At 49.9% G+C, this 24,068-nt stretch carries 18 protein-coding genes and 2 pseudogenes; 12 read left to right on the top strand and 8 right to left on the bottom strand.

The genetic code is table 11. From position 1 onward, the window contains the following. Window positions 1-242: 242 nt before the first annotated feature. The 5 genes from rimP (at window position 243) to HMPREF3022_RS03275 (ending at window position 8,850) form a co-directional block, all read left to right on the top strand. Window positions 243-674: a ribosome maturation factor RimP gene (gene rimP / locus HMPREF3022_RS03255; RefSeq protein WP_003685973.1), complete on the top strand. Its 432-nt coding sequence runs from the start codon at window positions 243-245 to the stop codon at window positions 672-674. 27 nt (window positions 675-701) lie between these two features. Beyond that, window positions 702-2,207: a transcription termination factor NusA gene (gene nusA, locus HMPREF3022_RS03260; RefSeq protein ID WP_049330906.1), complete on the top strand. Its 1,506-nt coding sequence runs from the start codon at window positions 702-704 to the stop codon at window positions 2,205-2,207. An 11-nt stretch (window positions 2,208-2,218) separates the two neighbouring features. Then, a complete protein-coding gene (gene infB / locus HMPREF3022_RS03265; RefSeq protein WP_070765127.1) occupies window positions 2,219-5,092 on the top strand; it encodes a translation initiation factor IF-2 in 2,874 nt (957 codons plus the stop codon). 351 nt (window positions 5,093-5,443) lie between these two features. Then, the gene (locus HMPREF3022_RS03270) at window positions 5,444-8,182 is read left to right on the top strand and encodes a calcium-binding protein (protein WP_070765128.1); all 2,739 of its coding nucleotides are present in this window, start codon (window positions 5,444-5,446) and stop codon (window positions 8,180-8,182) included. A gap of 110 nt (window positions 8,183-8,292) precedes the next feature. Then, a complete protein-coding gene (locus HMPREF3022_RS03275) occupies window positions 8,293-8,850 on the top strand; it encodes a nitroreductase family protein (RefSeq protein ID WP_049330902.1) in 558 nt (185 codons plus the stop codon). Between the two features lie 79 nt (window positions 8,851-8,929). Here HMPREF3022_RS03275 and HMPREF3022_RS03280 read toward each other — a convergent pair whose 3' ends face one another. The 4 genes from HMPREF3022_RS03280 to yajC form a co-directional block, all read right to left on the bottom strand. Next, window positions 8,930-9,811, bottom strand: a complete 882-nt coding sequence (locus HMPREF3022_RS03280) for a carbohydrate kinase family protein (RefSeq protein WP_049330901.1) — start codon at window positions 9,809-9,811, stop codon at window positions 8,930-8,932. A 323-nt stretch (window positions 9,812-10,134) separates the two neighbouring features. Continuing rightward, window positions 10,135-11,070 carry a protein translocase subunit SecF gene (gene secF, locus HMPREF3022_RS03285; RefSeq protein WP_003686183.1) on the bottom strand — a complete coding sequence of 312 codons (936 nt, stop codon included), beginning with the start codon at window positions 11,068-11,070 and terminating at the stop codon, window positions 10,135-10,137. 3 nt (window positions 11,071-11,073) lie between these two features. Then, window positions 11,074-12,927, bottom strand: coding sequence for a protein translocase subunit SecD (secD, locus tag HMPREF3022_RS03290; protein WP_049330899.1), 1,854 nt, complete (start codon window positions 12,925-12,927; stop codon window positions 11,074-11,076). Between the two features lie 75 nt (window positions 12,928-13,002). Then, window positions 13,003-13,269 (bottom strand): preprotein translocase subunit YajC, encoded by a 267-nt coding sequence (gene yajC, locus HMPREF3022_RS03295; RefSeq protein ID WP_049330898.1) that lies wholly within the window; start codon window positions 13,267-13,269, stop codon window positions 13,003-13,005. A gap of 176 nt (window positions 13,270-13,445) precedes the next feature. Between yajC and HMPREF3022_RS03300 the strand changes: the two genes are divergently transcribed. The 5 genes from HMPREF3022_RS03300 to HMPREF3022_RS03320 all read left to right on the top strand — a co-directional run bounded on the left by HMPREF3022_RS03300 (window position 13,446) and on the right by HMPREF3022_RS03320 (window position 19,498). Beyond that, on the top strand, window positions 13,446-14,504 hold the full coding sequence (locus tag HMPREF3022_RS03300) for a histone deacetylase family protein (RefSeq protein WP_049330896.1): 1,059 nt from the start codon (window positions 13,446-13,448) through the stop codon (window positions 14,502-14,504). A 234-nt stretch (window positions 14,505-14,738) separates the two neighbouring features. After that, window positions 14,739-15,803: a 2,3-butanediol dehydrogenase gene (locus HMPREF3022_RS03305; RefSeq protein ID WP_003745670.1), complete on the top strand. Its 1,065-nt coding sequence runs from the start codon at window positions 14,739-14,741 to the stop codon at window positions 15,801-15,803. A gap of 118 nt (window positions 15,804-15,921) precedes the next feature. Next, window positions 15,922-17,064 (top strand): NADH-dependent flavin oxidoreductase, encoded by a 1,143-nt coding sequence (locus HMPREF3022_RS03310; protein ID WP_049330895.1) that lies wholly within the window; start codon window positions 15,922-15,924, stop codon window positions 17,062-17,064. 213 nt (window positions 17,065-17,277) lie between these two features. Next, window positions 17,278-18,873: a peptide chain release factor 3 gene (locus tag HMPREF3022_RS03315; protein ID WP_049330894.1), complete on the top strand. Its 1,596-nt coding sequence runs from the start codon at window positions 17,278-17,280 to the stop codon at window positions 18,871-18,873. A 241-nt stretch (window positions 18,874-19,114) separates the two neighbouring features. Further along, complete coding sequence (locus HMPREF3022_RS03320) at window positions 19,115-19,498, top strand: CopM family metallochaperone (protein ID WP_036491551.1); 384 nt, start codon at window positions 19,115-19,117, stop codon at window positions 19,496-19,498. A 24-nt stretch (window positions 19,499-19,522) separates the two neighbouring features. Here HMPREF3022_RS03320 and HMPREF3022_RS11245 read toward each other — a convergent pair. Both HMPREF3022_RS11245 and HMPREF3022_RS03325 read right to left on the bottom strand, forming a co-directional pair. Then, a pseudogene (locus HMPREF3022_RS11245) lies at window positions 19,523-19,684 on the bottom strand (IS3 family transposase); the annotation flags it as partial. A gap of 1 nt (window position 19,685) precedes the next feature. Continuing rightward, window positions 19,686-20,246, bottom strand: a pseudogene (locus HMPREF3022_RS03325) (TSUP family transporter); the annotation flags it as partial. 195 nt (window positions 20,247-20,441) lie between these two features. On the opposite strand from HMPREF3022_RS03325, the gene HMPREF3022_RS03330 reads away from it, so the two are divergent. Then, window positions 20,442-20,987, top strand: coding sequence for a TIGR00645 family protein (locus HMPREF3022_RS03330; RefSeq protein ID WP_049330893.1), 546 nt, complete (start codon window positions 20,442-20,444; stop codon window positions 20,985-20,987). A 68-nt stretch (window positions 20,988-21,055) separates the two neighbouring features. On the opposite strand, the gene HMPREF3022_RS03335 is transcribed toward HMPREF3022_RS03330, so the two are convergent. Then, window positions 21,056-22,006: a bile acid:sodium symporter family protein gene (locus HMPREF3022_RS03335; protein ID WP_070765129.1), complete on the bottom strand. Its 951-nt coding sequence runs from the start codon at window positions 22,004-22,006 to the stop codon at window positions 21,056-21,058. Window positions 22,007-22,211: 205 nt separating this feature from the next. After that, window positions 22,212-23,099, bottom strand: coding sequence for a YicC/YloC family endoribonuclease (locus HMPREF3022_RS03340; protein WP_283119036.1), 888 nt, complete (start codon window positions 23,097-23,099; stop codon window positions 22,212-22,214). Window positions 23,100-23,238: 139 nt separating this feature from the next. Between HMPREF3022_RS03340 and rph the strand changes: the two genes are divergently transcribed. After that, window positions 23,239-23,967, top strand: a complete 729-nt coding sequence (rph, locus tag HMPREF3022_RS03345) for a ribonuclease PH (RefSeq protein WP_070765130.1) — start codon at window positions 23,239-23,241, stop codon at window positions 23,965-23,967. Window positions 23,968-24,068 lie beyond the last annotated feature (101 nt).

Consider the following 24,068-nt stretch of genomic DNA (forward strand, 5'->3'; position numbering starts at 1 on the left):
AAAGCAATACCAATTCTTTGTTTTCCAAAATAATTTCAGAAACGCCATATCAAAACTTGTCAACAATTTCCTTTTCAGACGGCCTCACCTCCTATCCTTCCATTTAAGCAATCACTTCAAAAAATCCACGCCAAATCAACGCTTTTCTTTTATCTTGAAAACAGTTATAATAGGTCAATTTTTCAAATCACACGAAAAATGGCCGCGCGGCCATTTTTTTGTTTATGTACTTCTGGAGAAGCATGGATATTCAAAGCATTCTTGATAAAACCCTGCCCGGTTTGGGCTACGAACTGGTCGATTTTGAACTGACCGCACAAGGCGATTTACGCGTTTTCATCGATAAAGAAGGCGGCATCACCGTCGAAGACTGCGCCACTGTCAGCAACCATCTGAGCCGCGTGTTTATGGTTGAAGACATCGACTACAAACGTTTGGAAATCTCCAGCCCGGGTCTTGACCGTCCGTTGAAAAAAGCCGCCGACTTCGTGCGCTTTGCCGGCCAGAACGCCAAAATCAAAACACGCCTGCCGATTGATGGTCAGAAAAACTTCATCGGCCGCATCGAATCTTGCGAAAACGACATCGTTACCGTCTCTTTCGACGGCAAAACTGCCCAAATCGAATTGAGCAACATCGACAAAGCCCGTTTGCGCCCCGAATTTAAATTTTAAAAACCGATTACTTGGAGATTCTAGAAAATGAGTCGCGAAATGTTACAGCTGGCCGAAGCGCTGGCAAGTGAAAAAAACGTTGAAACGGAAGTCGTATTCAAAGCCCTTGAATTCGCCCTCTCTACTGCTGCCAAGAAAAAAGCCGACCGCGAGCACATGGACGTGCGCGTCGAAATCGACCGCGATACCGGCGAATACCAAACCTTCCGCCGCTGGCTGATTGTTGCCGATGAAGACTATACCTACCCCGACGTAGAAAAAACCATCGAGGAAATCCAAGAAGAAATTCCCGGCACCACCATCCAAATCGGCGAATACTACGAAGAGCAGCTGCCAAACGAAGGCTTCGGCCGCCAAGCAGCGCAAACTGCCAAACAAATCATTCTGCAACGCATCCGCGATGCGGAGCGCGAGCAAAACCTGAACGAGTTCCTCGCTTCTAAAGAAGACATCGTTTCCGGTACGGTAAAACGCGTCGAGCGCCACGGCATCATCGTTGAAGTCGTTGCGGGCAAACTTGACGCCCTGATTCCGCGCGAAGAAATGATTCCGCGTGAAAACTTCCGCAGCGGCGACCGCATCCGCGCCCTCTTCCTGCGTGTGGACGAAATCGGCAATACCGGCCGCAAACAAGTCATTTTGAGCCGTACCAGCGGCGACTTCTTGGCCAAACTCTACGCCAACGAAGTGCCTGAAATTGCAGACGGCCTGTTGGAAATCCGCGAAGTAGCACGCGACCCCGGCCAACGCGCCAAAGTTGCCGTTAAAGCCAACGACCAACGCATCGACCCGCAAGGTACTTGTATCGGCGTGCGCGGTTCCCGTGTTAACGCCGTGAGCAACGAATTGTCCGGCGAACGCATCGACATCGTATTGTGGTCTCCTGAGCCTGCACAATTCGTAATGAATGCGCTGTCTCCTGCCGAAGTAAGCCGCATCGTGATTGACGAAGACAAACACGCCGTTGACGTAATCGTTGACGAAAACCAACTGGCGCTGGCCATCGGCCGCGGCGGTCAAAACGTCCGTCTGGCTTCCATCCTGACCGGCTGGCAGCTGAACATCATGACCGTTGAAGAAGCCGACGAGCGCAATGCTGCCGAAGACGCGGTTATCCGCAACCTCTTCACCACCCACTTGAACATCGACGACGAAACTGCCGATATTTTGGTGGAAGAAGGCTTTGCCACTTTGGAAGAAGTTGCTTACGTTCCAGCGGCAGAATTGCTCGCCATTGACGGCTTTGACGAAGAAATCGTTGAAACCCTGCGCAACCGCGCACGCGACGCGATCCTGACCATTACCATCGCCGCAGAAGAAAAACTGGGTGAAGTGTCTGAAGACATGCGCAATTTGGACGGCGTAGATTCCGACATGTTGCGCAAACTGGCCGAAGCCGGCGTTACCCAACGCGATGATCTGGCCGAATTGTCTGTTGACGAATTGGTCGAAATTACCGGTGTTGACGAAGAAGAAGCCAAAAAAGTGATTTTGGCTGCACGCGAACACTGGTTTACTGAAGAAAACAACTAAGGGGGTACTGAATGAGTAATACAACCGTAGCGCAATTTGCCGCCGAACTAAACCGCCCCGTCGATGATTTGCTTAAACAATTGAAAGAAGCCGGGGTCAATAAAAACAGCGGTAATGACAGCATAACCACTGACGACAAACAACTGTTGACTGCTTACCTGCAAAAGAAAAACGGCAGCAACAGCGGCACCATCAGCATCCGCCGCAAAAAAACCGAAGTCAGCACCGTTGACGGCGTAAAAGTAGAAACACGCCGCCGCAGCCGTGCCGTTACTATTCCTTCTTCCGAAGAATTGGCAGCGGAAGCCAAAGCCAAAGTAGCAGCGGAAAACCAAAAAGCCGAAGCAGAAAAAGCAGCCTCCCAAGCTGCCGAAGAAAAAGCCAAAGCTGAAGCAGAAGCTGCCGCCAAAGCCGAAGCCCGTGCCAAAGCAGAGGCCGAAGCAGCCAGACTGAAAGCAGCCAAAACCGCACCAAAAGCGGAAGGCAAACCTGCCGAAGCCAAAAAAGAAGAAGCCAAACCGGTTGAAGCCGTAGAAGCTAAGGCCGAAGCAAAAGTTGAGGCTAAAGCAGACAACAAGCCGTCTGAAAAATCCGTTGAAGCCAAAAAACCTGCCAAAGCCAAACAAGACAAAGGCAGCAAAGGCAAAGAAGCGAAAAAGGCAGCCAACCCTGCCGCTCCTGCCGTACCGCAACCTATCGTCAGCGTGGAAGAACAGGCTCAACGCGATGAAGAGGCCCGTCGTGCCGCCGCCCTGCGTGCGCATCAAGAAGCCTTGTTGAAAGAAAAACAAGAGCGTCAAGCACGCCGCGAAGCCATGAAACAACAGGCCGATCAAGACTCAAAACCTACGAAAGAAGCCAAATCAGGCGAACGCAATAAACCTGCCGAGAAAGCCAAAGCAGCATCCGGCGAAGGCAAATCCGAACACACGCGCGGTAAAAAAGAAGACCGTCGTGACCGTGATGAAGAGAACCAAGGCCGCAACGCCAAAGGCAAAGGCGGCAAAGGCGGCCGTGACCGCAACAATGCACGCAATGGCGACGACGAACGCGTACGCGGCGGCAAAAAAGGCAAAAAACTCAAACTTGAGCCAAACCAACACGCCTTCCAAGCGCCGACCGAACCTGTCGTACACGAAGTTTTGGTACCTGAAACCATTACCGTTGCCGACTTGGCACACAAAATGGCCGTTAAAGGCGTCGAAGTGGTGAAAGCCCTGATGAAAATGGGCATGATGGTAACCATCAACCAATCTATCGACCAAGACACCGCCCTGATTGTGGTGGAAGAACTCGGCCACATCGGCAAACCTGCCGCAGCCGACGATCCTGAAGCATTCTTGGATGAAGGCGTTGAAGCAGTAGAAGCCGAAGCATTGCCACGTCCGCCAGTTGTAACCGTAATGGGTCACGTTGACCACGGTAAAACTTCCCTGCTGGACTACATCCGCCGTGCCAAAGTGGTACAAGGCGAAGCTGGCGGCATTACCCAACACATCGGCGCATACCACGTTGAAACCCCTCGTGGCGTGATTACTTTCTTGGATACTCCGGGTCACGAAGCGTTTACCGCAATGCGTGCGCGCGGTGCGAAAGCAACCGATATCGTGATCCTCGTGGTTGCCGCCGACGACGGCGTGATGCCGCAAACCATCGAGGCAATTGCCCACGCTAAAGCCGCCGGCGTACCAATTGTGGTTGCCGTCAACAAAATCGATAAAGAAGCCGCCAACCCTGAGCGTATCCGCCAAGAGCTGACTGCGCACGAAGTCGTGCCTGACGAATGGGGCGGCGATGTACAGTTTATCGACGTTTCCGCTAAAAAAGGCCTGAACATCGATGCATTGCTCGAAGCCGTCTTGCTCGAAGCCGAAGTTTTGGAACTGACTGCCCCAGTCGATGCACCTGCCAAAGGTATCATTGTTGAGGCACGTTTGGACAAAGGCCGCGGCGCGGTTGCCACATTGCTGGTTCAAAGCGGTACACTGAAAAAAGGCGATATGCTGCTGGCCGGTACTGCATTCGGTAAAATCCGTGCAATGGTTGACGAAAACGGCAAAGCCATCAATGAAGCCGGCCCGTCTATCCCTGTCGAAATCCTCGGCTTGTCCGATGTACCGAACGCAGGCGAAGATGCAATGGTATTGGCCGACGAGAAAAAAGCGCGCGAAATCGCCCTCTTCCGTCAAGGCAAATACCGCGACGTGCGCTTAGCCAAACAACAGGCCGCAAAACTGGAAAACATGTTCAACAACATGGGCGAAAACCAAGCCCAATCCTTGTCCGTCATCATCAAAGCAGACGTACAAGGTTCTTACGAAGCTTTGGCTGGCAGCCTGAAAAAACTGTCCACCGACGAAGTGAAAGTGAACGTGTTGCACAGCGGCGTGGGCGGCATTACCGAATCGGATGTCAACTTGGCCATCGCTTCCGGCGCATTCATCATCGGCTTTAACGTCCGTGCAGATGCTTCCGCACGCAAACTGGCTGAGAATGAAAACGTGGAAATCCGTTACTACAACATCATTTACGATGCCATCGACGACGTGAAAGCCGCCATGAGCGGTATGCTCTCTCCGGAAGAGAAAGAGCAAGTAACCGGCACGGTCGAAATCCGTCAGGTTATCTCCGTTTCCAAAGTCGGTAATATTGCAGGCTGTATGGTTACCGATGGGGTGGTCAAACGCGATTCCCATGTCCGCCTCATCCGCAACAACGTGGTTATCCATACCGGCGAGCTATCTTCTTTGAAACGCTACAAAGACGACGTCAAAGAAGTCCGCATGGGCTTCGAGTGTGGTCTGATGCTCAAAGGCTACAACGAGATTATGGAAGGCGACCAACTCGAATGTTTCGACATCGTCGAAGTTGCCCGTACTCTGTAATCAGACAGACCGTCTGAAAAATTAGAAGCAGGTTTTGCAATGCGAAACCTGCTTCTAATTTTTCAGACGGCCTTTTTACAACCATTCATAGTTTGAAACTATTGAAATTGATGTGTGGTATATAAGAAACAAAACAGCCGCACAAGGCAAAGCCATTTGGCAAAAGAATAGACGGCAAACTAAGCCTGATAAGGCTCTCTATATATTGTCATATCTTAACGTTTCTGTTGTTTTTCTCAAATTTCGGCACTAGTATATACAGCCTAAACACAATACAAATTAAGCAATACCGGTCATATGCCGGATACGTTTACTTCCTTGTTACTCTCATCAATATCTAAAGAAAATATCATGACAATCGAAAAAGCAATGCGCATCCGCAATGCGCAATTTGAATTACGACATTTAGAGCAATTACAGCCATCCCCTATTGCACAAGCAACAACAGGTACATCGGGAGATGACGTTTATTATGTAACCCGCAGCGACGATAAAATCATTGAAAATCCAAATGGTGGCGATGATACGGTTTACAGCAACGTCAGCTATACCCTTCCAAACCACGTTGAAAACCTTGTTTTGACGGGTACAGCCAACATCTTCGGTGCAGGCAACAACAGCAACAACATCCTCATCGGCAATGAAGGCCGCAACCGCCTCAACAGCGGCCGCGGAGACGACATCGTTTACGGCGGTGGCGGTAACGATTTCATCAACGGCGGCGAAGGCGACGACCGTCTTTTCGGCGAAACAGGCAATGACACCCTCAACGGAGAAACAGGCAACGATGTGCTTGAAGGTGGCGAAGGTGACGACACCTACCTTTTCTCTGCCAAAAGCGAGCAAGACACCATCATCGACAACCAAGGCCACAACAGCATCCGCTTCCATACTGACCTGAGCCTTAACGATTTAACCGTTGAAGTCCGAAACAATGAAACCGGCGGTCATGACTGGCTGATTGCCGTGAAAAACAGCAACGCCGTTTTAACCATCAAAAACCAATACACTCAAAACGGTACAACACCGGCAGTCTCCCAATTCATCATCGGCACACAAAAACTGGATGTAAACAGCTTTGCCAAATATTTTGATATTTCCCTGACAGAGCATACCGAAAGCGGTAAGACCATCGATGGCAGCGACGACAATGACCACCTGATCGGCACATCCGGCGACGATATTATCGACGGCAAAGCCGGTGCCGACATTATGGAAGGTGGGGATGGCAATGACACTTACTACATTGATGATGTCAAAGACGTGGTGATTGAACAGGCTGACGGCGGCGAAGACACCGTATTCAGCAGCATTTCCCATACTGCCGCTACCCATGTCGAAAATGTTACCTTGACCGGCTCGGCCAATATTTTTGCTGCCGGCAACAACAGCAATAACATCCTGACCGGTAACGAAGGCCGCAACCGCCTCAACAGCGGACGCGGTGATGATACCGTTTACGGCATGGGTGGCAACGACAACCTAAACGGCGGCGACGGCAACGACTATCTAGATGGCGGCGACGGTAACGATCTCATCAACGGTGATGCAGGCAACGATGTTTTGGTGGGCGGCAAGGGGAAAGACATTCTGAAAGGCGGCGCCGGAAACGATACCTATATCTACGGCAACAACGATACCATTATCGACAACCAAGGCATCAATACCCTCAAGTTTTCAGACGGCCTGAACAATGCCAAGCTCAACTTGAAGACCATCCATAACGATGATGGCAGCCAAAGCTGGGAAATTACTTCGGAACAAGGTTCAGCCCTGATTCAAAACCAAATCGGCGCGGATGGCAGTATTTCCATCGACCGTTTCCAGTTCAACGACCAAACCTACACTGCCGCGCAGTTCCAACAGGCCTTCCAACCAGTGAAAGCCGAAACCATTAAATTTGCCGGCACAAACGGCGACGACACTTTGCATGGTAATGCAGCCGACAATGAAATTGACGCTGGCAACGACGGCCATGACACCCTCTATGGCCACGACGGAGATGACATCTTACGCGAACACAGCGAAACCTATTACGGCAACGAACCTGCTTCCGACGATAAATTCTATGGTGGCAACGGTAACGACAAACTCTATGCCCATGTAGGCACCGACTTACTCGACGGCGGCGCAGGCAATGATTATCTGGAAGGCGGAGAACACAACGACACCTATGTTTTCGGAAAAGGTTACGGCCACGACACCATTTTCGACTACAACTTCGGTTTTGATAGCGAGGCAAGCCTACACAGACTCAACGCTAATGTCGTTAAATTTACCGGCGGCATTACCCTTGACGACCTCGAAATTACCGTTGAAAAAGGTTACGACAAAACCGGGATTGCCGACATACCCGACAGCAACCAATTTGTATCCCCCCCCCTGTTGGATGGCGATACTTGGCATATCCGCATTAAAGGCACGGACGATGTTTTAACCATCAAAAACCAAAGCGGTATTTATGGTGCGATTTCCGAGTTTCAGTTTGACGGCAATACCTCATACAGCACAGGCGAGCTGATCAACCACTTCAAACTGTCTATCCCGCACATGATCGGCAACAAAAACATCGTCCAATACACAGGCCAACCCGTTGAAGAACTCAACCGTGATGTGTACAACAACTTCAATCACACCATCCACGCCGATAGCGACAACAGCGATTTAGATTTGTCGCATTACACTTCTGTTGTCGAATACAGGGGCAACCGAAGCGATGAAACCATTACTTTGGGCCGAGGCATCAACATCGTTGATACGGCCGGCGGCAACGATACCATTACCGACCCGGGTGCCGACAACACCGTTATCATGTTTGGCAGAAACAGCGGCAACGACACCTTTAATCCGTATGGTGGCAGCGATACCCAAGTCCTTTTCAAAGAAGGGCTGACGCTGAAAGATTTACAGTTGAAAACCGGCGATGATTGGGTCTTAACCATCAAAGATACAGGCGACACCCTGACCATCCATGACATTACCAACAATAATGTCGACAGCTTTGTATTCGGAAACGGTAAGAGCTATACCGCCGATGAAATCAGCAAAGCACTGATTACTGAAAATACACAAAACAACGGTATCCTGTAAAACTCAAAGGCCGTCTGAAACCTTAATTCAGACGGCCTTAGTCCTTTGCTGATTTATTTATCGTTCTGCTATATAATTATTCTCATTCGAATTCACAAGAAAGAATAAAAATGGATGCCTTAAATCTCCTCACCACTCGTCGCTCTTCCAAAAAACTGACTGCTCCTGCACCCAATGCCGAGCAACTGGAACAAATGCTGCAAGCGGCAACACAAGTACCTGATCACGGCAATATGCGCCCTTACCGCTTTACTGTAATTCAAAGCGAGGCCGGCTTACAACGTTTCCGCGAGCTTTTGGGCAAGACCGTTACCGAACTCAACTTCGGTGATGATGCCATGAAAAAGGCCGAACGCGTCGGCAACATGGCGCCTATGATTATTGGCGTTACATTTGCGCCAAACCGTGAAGTGGCGAAACCCAAACCTGAATGGGAGCAAATGCTGACTGCAGGCTGCGCCGCCTATGCTTTACAACTGGCTGCTTCTGCTCAAGGCTTCGACAATGTTTGGATTACGGGCATGTGGGTCAACAGCCCATTGTTGCGCGAAGCATTTGAGTGTGCCGACAAAGACAAAATCATCGGCCTGATGATGATTGGTTCGCCGACCGAAGAAGGAAGCGGCCCGAAAAATACCAACTTAGAATGTTTTACAACTTATTGGTAAAGCCTGAAAATACTAAGGCCGTCTGAAAAACCTGATTTAATGGTTTTCAGACGGCCTTTTTATGTCTCTTGTCAAAATATCAAGCAGGATTCATAAACGCTTCAACTTCTTCCAAAGAAATATCCGCCGTCGCGCCATGACGTGAAGCCACCAATGCACCCAGCGCACAAGCAAAAGCAATGGCTTCTTGAGGAGGCGCATTATTGAGCAGCTTGTAAGTCAAACCACCAAGAAAGCTGTCGCCGGAGCCGACAGTATCCACCACTTTGACGCGGAAACCGCAATGACGGTACAACTCGCCGTCCTTATACAAAACCGCGCCATGACTACCCAAAGTCACACACAAGATTTTGACGCCGGTCAGCTCAACGAGGTAGCCGATATTTTGTTCGATACTGTGATAAGGAGAACCGTAAGCCGCAGCCAACTCATACAGCTCATCATCATTGAGTTTGACCATATCGGACTGTTTCATGGTCTCAAGCAAGCGGTCAATATCGTAATGAGGCTTACGCAGATTAACGTCAAAAATTTTGAATTTGGCTTCTTTCAGCAAAACCGCCAAGCTTTTACGCGAAACTTCATCGCGGGTTGCCAAGCTGCCAAAAACGAAAGCATCTGATTCTGCCACACGTTTGATTGCCGCATCATCAACCGCAATCCTGTCCCACGCGCAAGGATAAACAATCTCATAAGACGCACTGCCAGACTTGTCCAAGTGTACTTTCACCAAGCTGGTCGCACATTCGTGACAAACCTGCAAATAATCAGTATTGACGTTTTTACTTTGAATTTGACGTAGCAATTCCTCGCCATCGGCATCATCGCCGCGACGACTGATGATGACAGCATCGATACCCAAAGACTGCAAACGGACAGCAACATTTAGGGGTGCACCACCCAATACCTTTCCGTTTGGAAAATCGTCCCACAGCACTTCGCCGAAACTGGTTACTTTCATTCTTGGCCTTCCTTTTTTGAGGTTGATTGGCAGGGTCTGCACACCCGACAGATTTTTGCAAATCATGTACTTGTAGTAAAACTCCAGCATCGGGGGCAAAAGTATTATGTTTTAAAATATTGGGACTGACAAGCAATTAAGGGAATATCAGACAATAAACTTGATTCATCACAAAATTATATTGTTCCTATTTTTTCTTTTTCTTTCACATTTATCCCCTCCTGTTTCATTAAAACAAAATATTCTGAAATTTAAATACAAAAGGCCGTCTGAAAACTGATTCAATCAATTTTCAGACGGCCTTTATCGCAGCATTGCAGCGATTAAACTACAACTTCTTCTTTTTTCTTCACTTCTTTGGCAATGTTCTCACGACTCAAGCCAAACATCAGCAAGAGCGGGCTGGCAACCAATACGGAAGAGTAAATACCGAACACGATACCGATAGTCAGCGCCATAGAGAAACCGTGCAAGGCTGCACCGCCAAACACCAGCATAGAAACAACCATTGCCTCGGTCGAACCGTGGGTAATGATGGTACGGCTCATGGTTGCAGTAATCGCGTTGTCGATGACTTCCGGCACAGTGTGGCCGCGCATATGCGGCTTGCGGAAGTTTTCGCGAATACGGTCAAATACCACCACAGATTCGTTTACGGAATAACCCAAAACAGCCAAGATACCTGCCAAGACAGTCAATGAGAATTCCCATTGGAAGAAGGCGAAACAGCCGAGAATAATCACGATATCGTGCATATTCGCAATAATCGCGGATACTGCAAAACGCCACTCAAAACGCATGGACAAGTAAATAATAATACCTGCCACCACGAAGCCCAATGCCATCAAACCATTGGTAACCAATTCTTCACCAACCTGAGGGCCGATGAATTCGACTTGGCGCAAGGTAACGTCAGGGTTGTCTTTTTTCAGCAAATCCATCACTTGGTTGGACAGCTGTGCAGACGTTACGCCTTCTTTGTTCGGCAGGCGAATCATAATGTGTTTATTCGTACCCAAGGCCTGAACCTGTACATCACCCATTTTCAGCGTATCGAGGCGTTCGCGCGTTTTATTCACATCCACGCCCTGCTGATATTGGACTTCCATCACCGTACCGCCTGTAAATTCGACGGAGAAATTCAGGCCTTTGGTTACCAAAAAGAACACGGCGGCGATAAACGTAACCAACGAAATAAAAGTCGTCAGTTTGCCGTAGCTCATAAACGGAATATCACGTTTGATTTTAAATAATTCCATGTTTTACTCCTTGCCTTCTGCCATTTCAGCTTTCGGCTTCCATACCGAACCGATGGAAATATTTTGCAATTTGCGGCGACGGCCGTACCACAGGTTGACCAAAGCACGGAACACGACCACGGATGAATACATCGAAGTCAGAATACCGATACAGTGTACAACCGCAAAACCGCGTACCGGGCCGGAACCGAATACCAACAAAGCGATACCGGCAATCAGGGAGGTCAAGTTGGAGTCGACAATGGTTGCCCAAGCGTGTTGGAAACCGAGGTTGATGGCCTGCTGTGGTACGACACCGGCACGCAGTTCCTCACGGATACGTTCATTAATCAACACGTTGGAGTCAATCGCCATACCCAAGGTCAAAGCCAAGGCGGCAATACCCGGCAAGGTCAGCGTTGCCTGCATGGCAGACAAAATACCCACCAAAAACAAGATATTGGTACTCAAGGCAATGGTAGAGAAGAAACCCATCAAGCGATAGTAAATCACCATGAATGCAGCAACAGCGGCAAAGCCCCACAAGGTAGAGTGGAAACCTTTTTCAATGTTTTCTTTACCCAAAGACGGGCCGATGGTACGTTCTTCGACAATCTGCATCGGCGCGGCCAGCGAACCGGCGCGCAGCAACAATGAAGTATCGTTGGCTTCGGCTGTCGTCATGCTGCCGGAAATCTCCACGCGGCCACCGGTAATGGCGGCTCGGATGACAGGCGCGGTCACGACTTCGGATTTACCTTGGTCGATCAACACCATAGCCATACGTTTACCCACATTGGCCGAAGTCAATTCGCCAAAAATGCTGCCGCCCGCACTATCCAGGCTCAGGCTCACGGCAGGCGCGCCCATTTGGTCAAAGCTAGGTTGCGCATCGTTGATGTTGTCGCCGGTTAGTTCAACTTGTTTGTTGACCAAGATAGTTTCCGGATGATCGCCACCGCTTGACAGCAATTCGTAACCGGTCGGCACATTGCCGTTCAAAGCTTCTTGCAGTTTGATCGGATCGTCTTCCACCATACGCACTTCCAAAGTCGCAGTACGACCGATAATGTCTTTGGCTTTGGCAGTATCTTGTACGCCCGGCAGCTGTACGACAATGCGGTCAAGGCCGGATTGTTGGATAACCGGTTCGGCTACGCCCAATTCGTTCACACGGTTGTGCAACGTATTGATGTTTTGTTTAACTGCATCAGAACGTACTTTATTGATTGCCTCTTCAGACAAAGTCAGCACGATATTGTTCCCGTCCGGCAGCAGCGTGGCTTCAGGGAACAATTTTTGCAACTGAGGCAAGGCTTTTTGTACATCGGCAGCATCTTGCAAAGGCACGGTCAGACCGTTTTCAGTCTGATGCACTGTACCGGTACGGATTTTTTCGCGGCGCAATTCTCGGCGGATATCGCCGGAATAACGTTCAAACGTTTTCTGCATCGCGGCTTTCATGTCCACCTGCATGGTGAAATGCACGCCGCCGCGCAAGTCCAGACCCAGGAACATCGGATTGGCTTTGATTTTTGCCATCCACTCAGGGCTGTCTGCCAACAGGTTGAGCGCGGTAATATAGCCCTCACCCAAAGTATTTTCGATGACGTCGCGCGCTTTCAATTGCGTTTCGGTATCTTTGAGACGCACTTTCAGCGAGTTGTCGACGATGAACATACCATCAGTCTGAATACCTGCCTGTTTCAGCGCGGCATCCACTTTAGACTGGGTTTGATCGTTGATCACGATGGCTTGTCGGTTGGTCGATACCTGTACGGCAGGCGTTTCACCGAAAAGGTTGGGCAGCGAGTAAACAGCCGCAACCACAATCGTGAACGCAATCAGCAGGTATTTCCATAAAGGATAACGATTCATGGTAAACCTTTGCTTTATTTATAAAGGCAAACAGCCGCGCTCGGAAAATGAGGCGGCTTTTTGCAAAAAAACGGATTATTCGGCTTTCGCGGCAATCGCGTTGCGCTCAACTTCCACTTCGATTTTCGCACCTTGACCGATGTCCACGGTAAAAAACTGTTCGCCGACTTTGGTAATACGACCTCTGAAACCTGCTGCCAAAACAACCTTATCACCGACTTTCAAAGTGGCAAGCACGGCTTGGTGTTCCTTGAATTTCTTGTTTTGAGGGCGTATGAGCAAGAAGTAGGCAAAAACCATAATCAGTACGAAAGGGACCAATTGGGACACTGCTTGATTCATAATATATCCGTTCTTTCAAGTTTTAGATTAAGTAAAAAACTGCATACAGCCCAAAACGCAGTTGGTCGGACTGTAAAATTGAGCTATTCTAAAGGCCGTCTGAAAAATTTCCAAGCATTTCCGTATTTATTAACCATATTTAGCAGTCCGTGCGACTCGTTCGATACACACTTTCCATGCTTAAAAAAATCATTTGGCGCGTGCGTACCCTGCTGCGTCGACTACTTGGCAAAAATGCCCGCACCGTATGGATTTCCCATCCGATATTTCTGCAGCACCAGCCAGGCACCAACCACCCCGACAAGCCAGAACGCATCAGCGCCATTCAATCCGCCTTAAAAAAGGAAGGCATTTGGCGTCATCTGCAAACCGCTGAAGCACCCGAAATTAAAGATGCACAACTGGCATTGGTCCACTCGCGCAACTATCTGCACGAGTTGGAATCCGCCCAGCCGCTCCCCGGTAAAATCCACCGTATCGACGACGATACCGTCATCTGCCACGACTCCCTCCAAGCCGCCCGTTTTGCGGCCGGAGCCGTTGTCAAAGCAGTCGATATGGTGATGAACAAAAAGGCCTGGCATGCTTTTTGCGCCATCCGCCCCCCCGGCCACCATGCCCACAGCAACAGCGCCGGCGGATTTTGCCTGATCAACAACGTTGCCGCCGGCGTGATGTACGCCATTGCCCAATACCGCTTGCAACGCATCGCCGTCATCGATTTCGACGTCCACTTCGGCGACGGTACGGCGGAGATTCTCCAAGACGATCCGCGCGTGATGTTTTTCAACCTGTTTGAAACCGACATCTTTCCCTTCCCTCAGGCGGAACAATACGCCGGCAATAAGAATATGCTGCATACGCCCCTCAAACCGGGCACAGGCAGCCGTATCTTCCGCACGACCATCCGCGAACAATGGCTGCCCAAGCTCACGGCCTTCCGCCCCGAGTTGGTGTTGCTTTCAGCCGGTTTTGACGGGCACAAACAAGACGAAACAGGCCGTCTGAACCTGCATGAAGCCGATTTTGCCTGGCTGACACACAAAATCGTCCAAGCAACAGCAAGCTGTCAAGGACGTATCGTTTCCGTGCTGGAGGGCGGATATACCTTGGAATCCATGTCTAAATCTGCCGCCGCCCACATCCGCGTATTGGCAGGCTTAAGCAAGGCCGACTACGTCATCGCCTACCAAAAGCATCTGAAGCGCGGCAAAAGTAATAATCCTACACCATAACGCATTCAAACTATTGCCCCAGGCCGTCTGAAAACAGATTATCCATTTCAGACGGCCTTTTTTTTTCATTTACAAACTTTAATTTGAGCAAAGACAAACCATTTCCATATTACCAGTAGTAAAATAACAGGCATAAAACATATCAATAAAAACATTTCACACGCCACACTGCTTCCCTTTCCCCAATTGACCGTCTTTTTCAGACGGCCTCCACTTAAAAAAAGGAGCGTTACAATGAAAGCAGCACGTTTTTACAACAAAGGCGACATCCGCATCGAAGACATTCCCGAGCCAACCGTAGCTCCGGGTACTGTCGGCATCAATGTTGCGTGGTGCGGTATCTGCGGTACCGACCTGCACGAATTCATGGAAGGCCCGATTTTCATTCCGCCTTGCGGTCATCCGCACCCAATCTCTGGCGAGTCTGCCCCTGTAACCATGGGTCACGAGTTCTCCGGCGTAGTTTATGCCGTAGGCGAAGGCGTGGACGACATCAAAGTCGGCCAACACGTTGTCGTTGAACCCTACATCATCCGCGACGACGTACCGACCGGCGAAGGCAGCAACTACCACCTCTCCAAAGACATGAACTTCATCGGCTTGGGTGGCTGCGGTGGTGGCTTGTCTGAAAAAATTGCCGTTAAACGCCGTTGGGTACACCCTATTTCCGACAAAATCCCATTGGACCAAGCTGCTTTGATTGAGCCTCTGTCTGTCGGCCACCATGCTTATGTACGCAGTGGTGCGAAAGAAGGCGATGTCGCATTGGTTGGCGGTGCAGGCCCAATCGGTTTGCTGTTGGCTGCCGTACTGAAAGCCAAAGGCATCAAAGTCATCATCACCGAATTGAGCAAAGCACGTAAAGACAAAGCACGCGAAGCCGGCGTGGCCGACTACATCCTCGACCCATCCGAAGTCGATGTCGTTGAAGAAGTGAAAAAACTGACCAACGGCGAAGGCGTAGACGTTGCATTCGAATGCACCAGCGTCAACAAAGTACTGGACACCATGGTCGAAGCATGCCGTCCGACTGCGAAAGTCGTCATCGTATCCATTTGGAGCCACCCCGCTACCATCAACGTCCACAGCGTTGTGATGAAAGAGTTGGACGTGCGCGGCACCATCGCCTACTGCAACGACCACGCAGAAACCATCAAATTGGTTGAAGAAGGCAAAATCAACCTTGAGCCTTTCATCACCCAACGCATCAAACTGGACGAATTGATTTCCGAAGGCTTCGAGCGCCTGATCCACAACAACGAATCCGCAGTAAAAATCATTGTCAACCCTAATCTTTAATCCTAAGGTTTAAAGAATAGACAGGCCGTCTGAAACTTTTCAGACGGCCTGTTTACTTGATAAATTCCCGAATGACCCAATTCTCTGCCAACCATTCACTTATCAAGAGCAAAATCTCATGAATCCAAAATACGCCCCACTCTTTCAAACATACACCCTCAATAACGGCGTAACCATCAAAAACCGCCTTGTCGTCGCCCCCATGACCCATTTCGGCTCACAAACCGACGGTTTAATCAGCGACCAAGAGCGTACCTTCCTCAGCAACCGCGCAAGCGATATGGGCATGTTTATCACTGCCGCCACTTTGGTTCAAAAAGACGGCAAAGCCTTTCACGGCCAACCTGAAGCCACAGGCGAACACTGCCTCGACAGCCTGAAAGAAACCGCACAAATCCTGCAACAGCAAGGCGCAAAAGCGATTTTGCAAATCCATCACGGCGGCTCCAAAGCCATTGATGACCTTTTGGACGGTCTCGACAAAATCAGCGCTTCCGCCAGCGAAGCCGAACACGCACGCGAAACGACAGCAAAAGAAGTCGAAGCACTCATCGCCTCTTATGCGCAAGCCGCCGATTTGGCGCTTCGTGCCGGTTTTGACGGCGTGGAAATCCACGGTGCGAACGGCTATCTGATCCAACAGTTTTACTCTGCCCAAAGCAACCGCCGCAACGACCAATGGGGCGGCAGCTTGGAAAACAGAATGCGCTTCCCGCTGGCCGTTATCGATGCCGTAGTTGCCGTCCGTGAAAAACACCAGCGCAACGACTTCATTATCGGCTACCGCTTCTCCCCTGAAGAACCGGGCGACGACGGCTTAACCATGACCGAAACCGGCGCATTGATTGACGCATTGGTACAAAAACCGCTGCAATATCTGCACGTTTCCTTGTGGGAATTTGATAAAAAAATCCGTCGTGGCGGCGATACCGCGCAAACCCGCATGCAGTTTATCCACGAACGCATCAACGGCAAACTGCCGCTTATCGGCGTGGGCAACCTGTTTACCGCCGACCAAATTTTGGCCGCCTATGAAACCGGCTGGGCAGAATTTATCGCATTGGGCAAAACCGTGATGATTAATCCGCACATCGCCACGCAAATCCGTGAAGACCGCGAAGATGAAATCGAAACCCAACTCGACCCGACGCGCGCCGACCATTACGGCCTCCCCGACACCTTGTGGGGATTTGCCTCCAGCGGTACGCAATCATGGCTGCCGCCGGTAAAAGGCGCAGAATGGAAACCGATGGATATTTAATCATCGATTCATAAACAAAGGCCGTCTGAAACTTTTCAGACGGCCTTTGTTTTGGTACAAACATTGAATTATCAAGCATTTTTTTGTACAATTCCGCATCTTTCAATCTATTGCGGGGCGTGTTGCACACGCCCTTATTTTAGCCTGTTTTCCAACACCCATATCCTTCAGGCCGTCTGAAAAAACGGCCTGAACCTTTTTGCAAAGAAAACCATGTCCCAAGAAATCCTCGACCAAGTGCGCCGCCGACGCACGTTTGCCATCATCTCCCACCCTGACGCGGGTAAAACCACGTTGACCGAAAAACTGCTGCTGTTTTCAGGTGCGATTCAAAGCGCGGGTACGGTAAAAGGTAAGAAAACCGGCAAATTCGCTACCTCCGACTGGATGGACATCGAGAAGCAGCGCGGCATTTCCGTGGCTTCGTCCGTGATGCAGTTCGACTACAAAGACCACACCGTCAACCTCTTGGATACGCCGGGACACCAAGACTTCTCCGAAGATACCTACCGCGTATTGACCGCTGTGGACAGCGCCTTGATGGTCATCGACGCGGCAAAAGGCGTGGAAGCGCAAACCATCAAACTCTTGAACGTCTGCCGCCTGCGCAATACGCCGATTGTCACGTTCATGAACAAATACGACCGCGAAGTACGCGATTCGTTGGAATTGCTGGACGAAGTGGAAAACATCCTACAAATCCGCTGCGCGCCCGTAACCTGGCCGATCGGCATGGGCAAAAACTTCAAGGGCGTGTACCACATCCTGAACGATGAAATCTATCTCTTCGACGCAGGCGGCGAGCGCCTGCCGCACGAGTTCGACATCATCAAAGGCATCGATAATCCCGAATTGGAACAACGCTTTCCATTGGAAATCCAACAGTTGCGCGACGAAATCGAATTGGTGCAGGCCGCTTCCAACGAGTTTAATCTCGACGAATTCCTCGCCGGCGAACTCACGCCCGTGTTCTTCGGTTCGGCGATTAACAACTTCGGTATTCAGGAAATCCTCAATTCATTGATTGACTGGGCGCCTTCGCCGAAACCGCGCGACGCAACCGTGCGCATGGTCGAGCCTGACGAGCCAAAATTCTCCGGATTTATCTTCAAAATCCAAGCCAATATGGACCCAAAACACCGCGACCGTATCGCCTTCTTGCGCGTCTGCTCCGGTAAATTTGAGCGCGGCATGAAGATGAAACACCTGCGTATCAACCGCGAAATCGCCGCCTCCAGCGTGGTAACCTTCATGTCGCACGACCGTGAGCTGGTGGAAGAAGCCTACGCCGGCGACATCATCGGTATCCCGAACCACGGCAACATCCAAATCGGCGACAGCTTCTCCGAAGGCGAACAACTGGCGTTCACCGGCATCCCATTCTTTGCGCCCGAACTGTTCCGCAGCGTCCGCATCAAAAACCCACTGAAAATCAAACAACTGCAAAAAGGCTTGCAACAGCTTGGCGAAGAAGGCGCGGTGCAGGTCTTCAAGCCGATGAGCGGCGCAGATTTGATTTTGGGCGCAGTCGGCGTGTTGCAGTTTGAAGTCGTTACCTCGCGACTGGCCAACGAATACGGCGTAGAAGCCGTGTTCGACAGCACATCCATCTGGTCGGCACGCTGGGTATCGTGCGAAGACAAGAAAAAGCTGGCGGAATTTGAAAAAGCCAACGCAGGCAACCTTTCGATAGACGCAGGCGGCAACCTCGCCTACCTCGCGCCTAACCGCGTCAACCTGAACCTGACGCAAGAACGCTGGCCGGATATCGTGTTCCACGAAACACGCGAGCATTCGGTTAAACTGTAAAACACAAAGGCCGTCTGAAACTTTCAGACGGCCTTTTTTTCATTCGATATCAACCCAATAAATCCCAAGCAAACTTCCCAATGGTCAGGCACAGCAGCAACATAAATCCGTAACGCAGCTCAAATATTGTCTTATTTTAGCTTTTAGCACCTCACCAAACATTTTCGGAATAAATGTTGACTTTAACTTTAGGTCAAAGTTTATAATTTGTGCTCCTTCAGTTATCACATAGGCGAAAAATATGAAAAAACTTATGACTTTTATCACACTTAGCGCTGTTGCAATTTCAAATTATGCCCAAGCTAATGAACAACCGCATCAAGCACACATGAATATGCCAATGTCGACAGATTCTGCAATGCAACAAGAATTAATGCAAGGTATGAATCAAATGAATCAAGACATGATGGCAGCTGCGCAATATAAAGATCCTGATGTTGCTTTTGCAGCAGGTATGTTGCCACACCATATTGGCGCAGTAAAAATGGCGGAAGTTGAATTAAAATACGGAAAGGATCCTGAGATGCGTAAGCTTGCTGAGGATATTATTAACGCACAACAAGCGGAAATTGAACAAATGCAAAAATGGCTTAAAGCACACAACAAAAAAAGCTCCGTAAAATGATCTGACCCCAAAAGTTAGACTGATTTAGTTCAAGGACTGAGTTCTGTAATTCACAGAGCTCAGTCCTTTTAGTTTCCCCTGAATGCGCTCATGGTTGTAATAATGAATGTACTCATGAATCGTTTTTTCCAGTTGTTAGAACGTCTCAAATCATTTACCGTAATAACATTCCATTTTTAATCGTCCAATTGATGACCTTTGCCGAGGCATTCGCCGCCAGAAAATCGTAGCCGTAAAAGCGGACGAACACAAAAGCCAGCAAGCTGCCCGTTCCCGGCCCGAACACGCCGTCGTAAAACCCGATTAACGCGCCGAAAAATAAGCCCCATAAAGTTTCGCGGCGCGTCAGCTTTTCAGTGCGCACCGTCTGCCCCAAGTCTTTTTTCAAAAAAGTGTACAGGCACATGGCAATCATGATGACCAACATTGCCGGTTTCATGTATTGCACAGGGAAATATACCACCGTTTTCGCGCCCAAATATGAAGCGGCAAATGCCAACGCCGCGGCAGGTAGCAGCATTTTCCACGGTACGGGGATTCGGCGCAGATATTGCCCCGTCGCGGTCAACGTTCCGCAGCAGGAAGCAAATTTATTGACACCCATCACCGAGGCCACAGGCGTTGCGTTTGGCAATAGGTTGAACAATCCGGGAATCTGCAACAACCCGCCGCCGCCAACCGCTGCATCCATCAGCCCTGCGGCAAAGCCGACCAACACCAGATAATAAAAAAACAAATCTGCAAGCATAATGTCCATCTCTAAAAAGCAAAGCGATTTTGCGCGTATTTGCCTATCCTGACAACCTACAAGGCCGTCTGAAAACAAGAAACAATATCCTGTTTTCAGACGGCCTTTCTTTTTAAATTCAACCACTCAAATTGCAGCTTAAAAACTTTTCCATTAAAATGCCGCCCCTTATCTTTCCTACACACAACACATTTTATGGAACATTCCACCCCGACCAAACGCACAGCCCACGATCGAATGGGCATCTTCGCGCATTTCATTTTCGCCAGCCACTGGCTGCAACTGCCGATTTATATAGGCTTGATTATCGCCCAAGTCATTTATGCCTGTAAGTTCCTCAAATCATTGTGGCACTTGGTATCCAATTTCAGCATCATGGATGAAAACACCATCATGATCGCCGTATTGAACCTGATTGATGTCGTGATGATTGCCAACCTGTTGACCATGGTCATTGTCGGCGGCTACGAGACCTTCGTTTCCCGCCTCCATGTTGACGAACATCCCGACCAGCCCGAATGGCTCAGTCATGTCAATGCTTCGGTTTTGAAGGTTAAGCTGTCGATGTCCATCATCAGCATTTCCTCCATCCATCTGCTGCAAACCTTCCTCAACGCCGCCAATCTGTCGGAAAAACAAATCATGTGGCAATGTATTACCCACATCTGCTTCCTGATTTCCGCCCTCGCCATGGCTTTAACGGACAAAATCGTGTACAGCACGACACATAAAGCGCATTGATAAAAAGCAATCAAAAGGCCGTCTGAAATATTTCAGACGGCCTTTTGTTATCTGGCAATGTTTACAGCTTATTGCTTACGCTTGTCCCACCAGGCAAACAAGTTGCCCAAAATCGTTCCTGACACAGAGTGCCAAACGCAGGCAACGGCGGCGGCAACGGCAGACTCGGCATTACCGGGGAAGAATTTAGCACTCAAACCGGTGGCAAGTCCGGCATTTTGTACACCGACTTCGATGGCAAGGGTGCGTTTTTTGGCGGTGTTCATGCCGGTCAGTGCGCCGCTGTAATAGCCGAGGATGTAGCCACCGATGTTGTGGGCAGCGATGGCGAGTACCATAACAAAGGCGGATTCAGCGAAACGGTGGCCGTGAACGGCAGCAACGCCGCCGACGATACAGGCAAACGCGACAACGGCAACGGCAGGCATAATCGCGCGCACGTCTTCAAACCAATGTTTTTTATGCAGCAAGATATTGGCGGTAGAGCCGATAACGACAGGCAACAGGGTAACGAGCAGCATAAATTTGAACATACCCCAGCCGTCCATTTCGACGGTTTGTCCGACCAAATAAGTCATCCACAGCGGCGTCATCACAGGCGCGAGGACGGTGGAAACCGTGGTCATGCCGACCGAAAAGGCAACATCGCCTTTAGCCAAAAAACTCATGATATTGGACGAAACACCGCCCGGGCAGGTACCGACCAAAATCAGACCTAGCGTCAATCCGGGCGAAAGGTCAAAGGCTTTGGCAATGCCGATGGCAAGCAGGGGCATAATCGTGTATTGGGCGATTGCGCCGATAAAAATATCGAGCGGACGTTGCGCCAGAATTTGATAATCTTCTTTGCCCAAAGTCATGCCCATACCCAGCATGATAATGCCGAGTACGACGACTTGCGTATCGCCTTTTACCCATGAAAAAGTGGCAGGCTCAATAAAGGCGATGATGGAGGCAAGGACGATAATCAGGGCGGTGAAGCGGGTCATTTGCCGACTGATAGCGGTCAGAAAGTTCATATTTTTACTCCTTTGTATGTTTTTATCATGACAATAATTGCCATAATTTAACACATGTTAACTCTTATGCGCAATTACAGTAACGAAACAGGAAATCCATCATCCAATAATGTTTAAAAACAAACCACACTGACTCCACCCAATATCAACACAAAGGCCGTCTGAAACTTTTCAGACGGCCTTGTTTTATCTGTTCATTATCAATTTATTCGATATTTTGAACCTGTTCGCGCATTTGCTCGATTAAGACTTTCAGTTCAACCGAAGCTTGTGTACATTCAGCCGCGATGGCTTTGCTGCCCAATGTGTTGGCCTCGCGGTTGAGTTCCTGCATCAGAAAATCCAAGCGTTTGCCTGCGCTGCCCTTGCCTTCGGTAACGATACGGCGTACTTCGGCGATATGGGTGCGCAAACGGCTGAATTCTTCATCCACATCGGATTTTTGAATAAACAAAGCAAATTCCTGTTGCAGACGGTCGTTGTCGATATTGCCGACAGCTTCTGCCAAACGGGTTTTGACTTTGTCCATATGCGCTTGCAGCAGGCTTGGGAACAGCTCGTTCAAAGCGTCCACAATCTCTTCCATAGCGGTCAGACGTTGCAATAAATGTTCGCCCAGTTTTTTGCCCTCGCGTTTGCGGGCGGCGGTAAACTCTTTCAACGCGCTGGTCAATAAATCTTTAACACCTTTCGCCAAGGCCTCAGAGTCTTCGCTCTGACCTGCCAAAACGCCGGGGAAACGCAAAACGTCGGCCACGCTCAGCTTGCCGAAATTGTGTTCCTTGCGCCATTCTTTGTTCAAATGCGCCAGTTGTGCGACTAAATCCTGATTGACTTCCAAAGTCTGTCCGCCCGAGGAGGCATCTTGCAGCTGAACACGGCATTCCAGTTTACCGCGCGCCACGGCCGCGGCAATCTGTTCGCGCAATGCGCCTTCCAAATAGCGCAACTCTTCCGGCATACGGAATTGGACATCCAAATAACGATGGTTGACTGCGCGGATTTCCAAATTAATCCGCTTGCCGCCGCATTCGCCTGCGGCATTGGCAAAGCCGGTCATGCTGTGGATTTGAATAGTTCGTCTTGTAGCCATGGTTTTACTCCGTTTCCAAATACGAGTGAAAGTATAGACACTATAACACACCCGACCGACGATTTTCAGACGGCCTTTGCTGCCAAATTCCTCTATAATTCAAGGCAACCTATTTTTCATTCCGCCCAAAAGGATCATCATGAGCGACTACACCCGCACCGGCCGCACCGCCGACAGCCTGCGCAATATCAAAATTACCCCAAACTTCCTCCCCCACGCCGACGGCTCCTGCCTCATCGAGTGCGGCAACACCAAAGTGATTTGCACCGCCTCTATCGACGAAAATGTCCCACCGTTCCTGCGCGGTAAAGAACAAGGCTGGGTAACGGCCGAATACGGTATGTTGCCGGCTTCCACCGCCTCCCGTATGCGCCGCGAGGCCGCCGCGGGCAAACAATCCGGACGCACACAAGAAATCCAACGCCTGATCGGCCGCTCGCTGCGCGCCGTCGTCGATATGGAAAAACTCGGCGAACGCCAAATCCTGATTGACTGCGACGTTATCCAAGCCGACGGCGGCACGCGTACCGCCTCCATTACCGGCGCCTACGTTGCCCTGCAAATCGCCGTGGACAAACTGCTTTCAGACGGCCTTATCAGCGAAAACCCAATCCGTGAAGCGGTTGCCGCCGTGTCCGCCGGCGTGGTGGGCGGTGTACCGCTTTTAGACTTGGACTATCCTGAAGATTCAGGCTGCGACAGCGACGTCAACATCATCATGACCGCGTCCGGCAAAATAATCGAAATCCAAGGTACGGCCGAAGGCGCACCGTTCAGCATCGAAGAATTGGGCAAACTCATTGCCCTCGCGCATAAAGGCATTGCCGAATTGGTTCAACACCAGCAGGCCGCCCTTTTAGCCCGATAAGCAGCAAGGCCGTCTGAAAACTTTCAGACGGCCTTTTTTAACCAAACCCCTTTATGCGTATTTACTCAAAAAAGCGCGTTCTATCCTTGAATTCCATGTAA

It is taken from the genome of Neisseria sp. HMSC065C04, assembly GCF_001815375.1.
Classification (GTDB): domain Bacteria; phylum Pseudomonadota; class Gammaproteobacteria; order Burkholderiales; family Neisseriaceae; genus Neisseria; species Neisseria flavescens_D.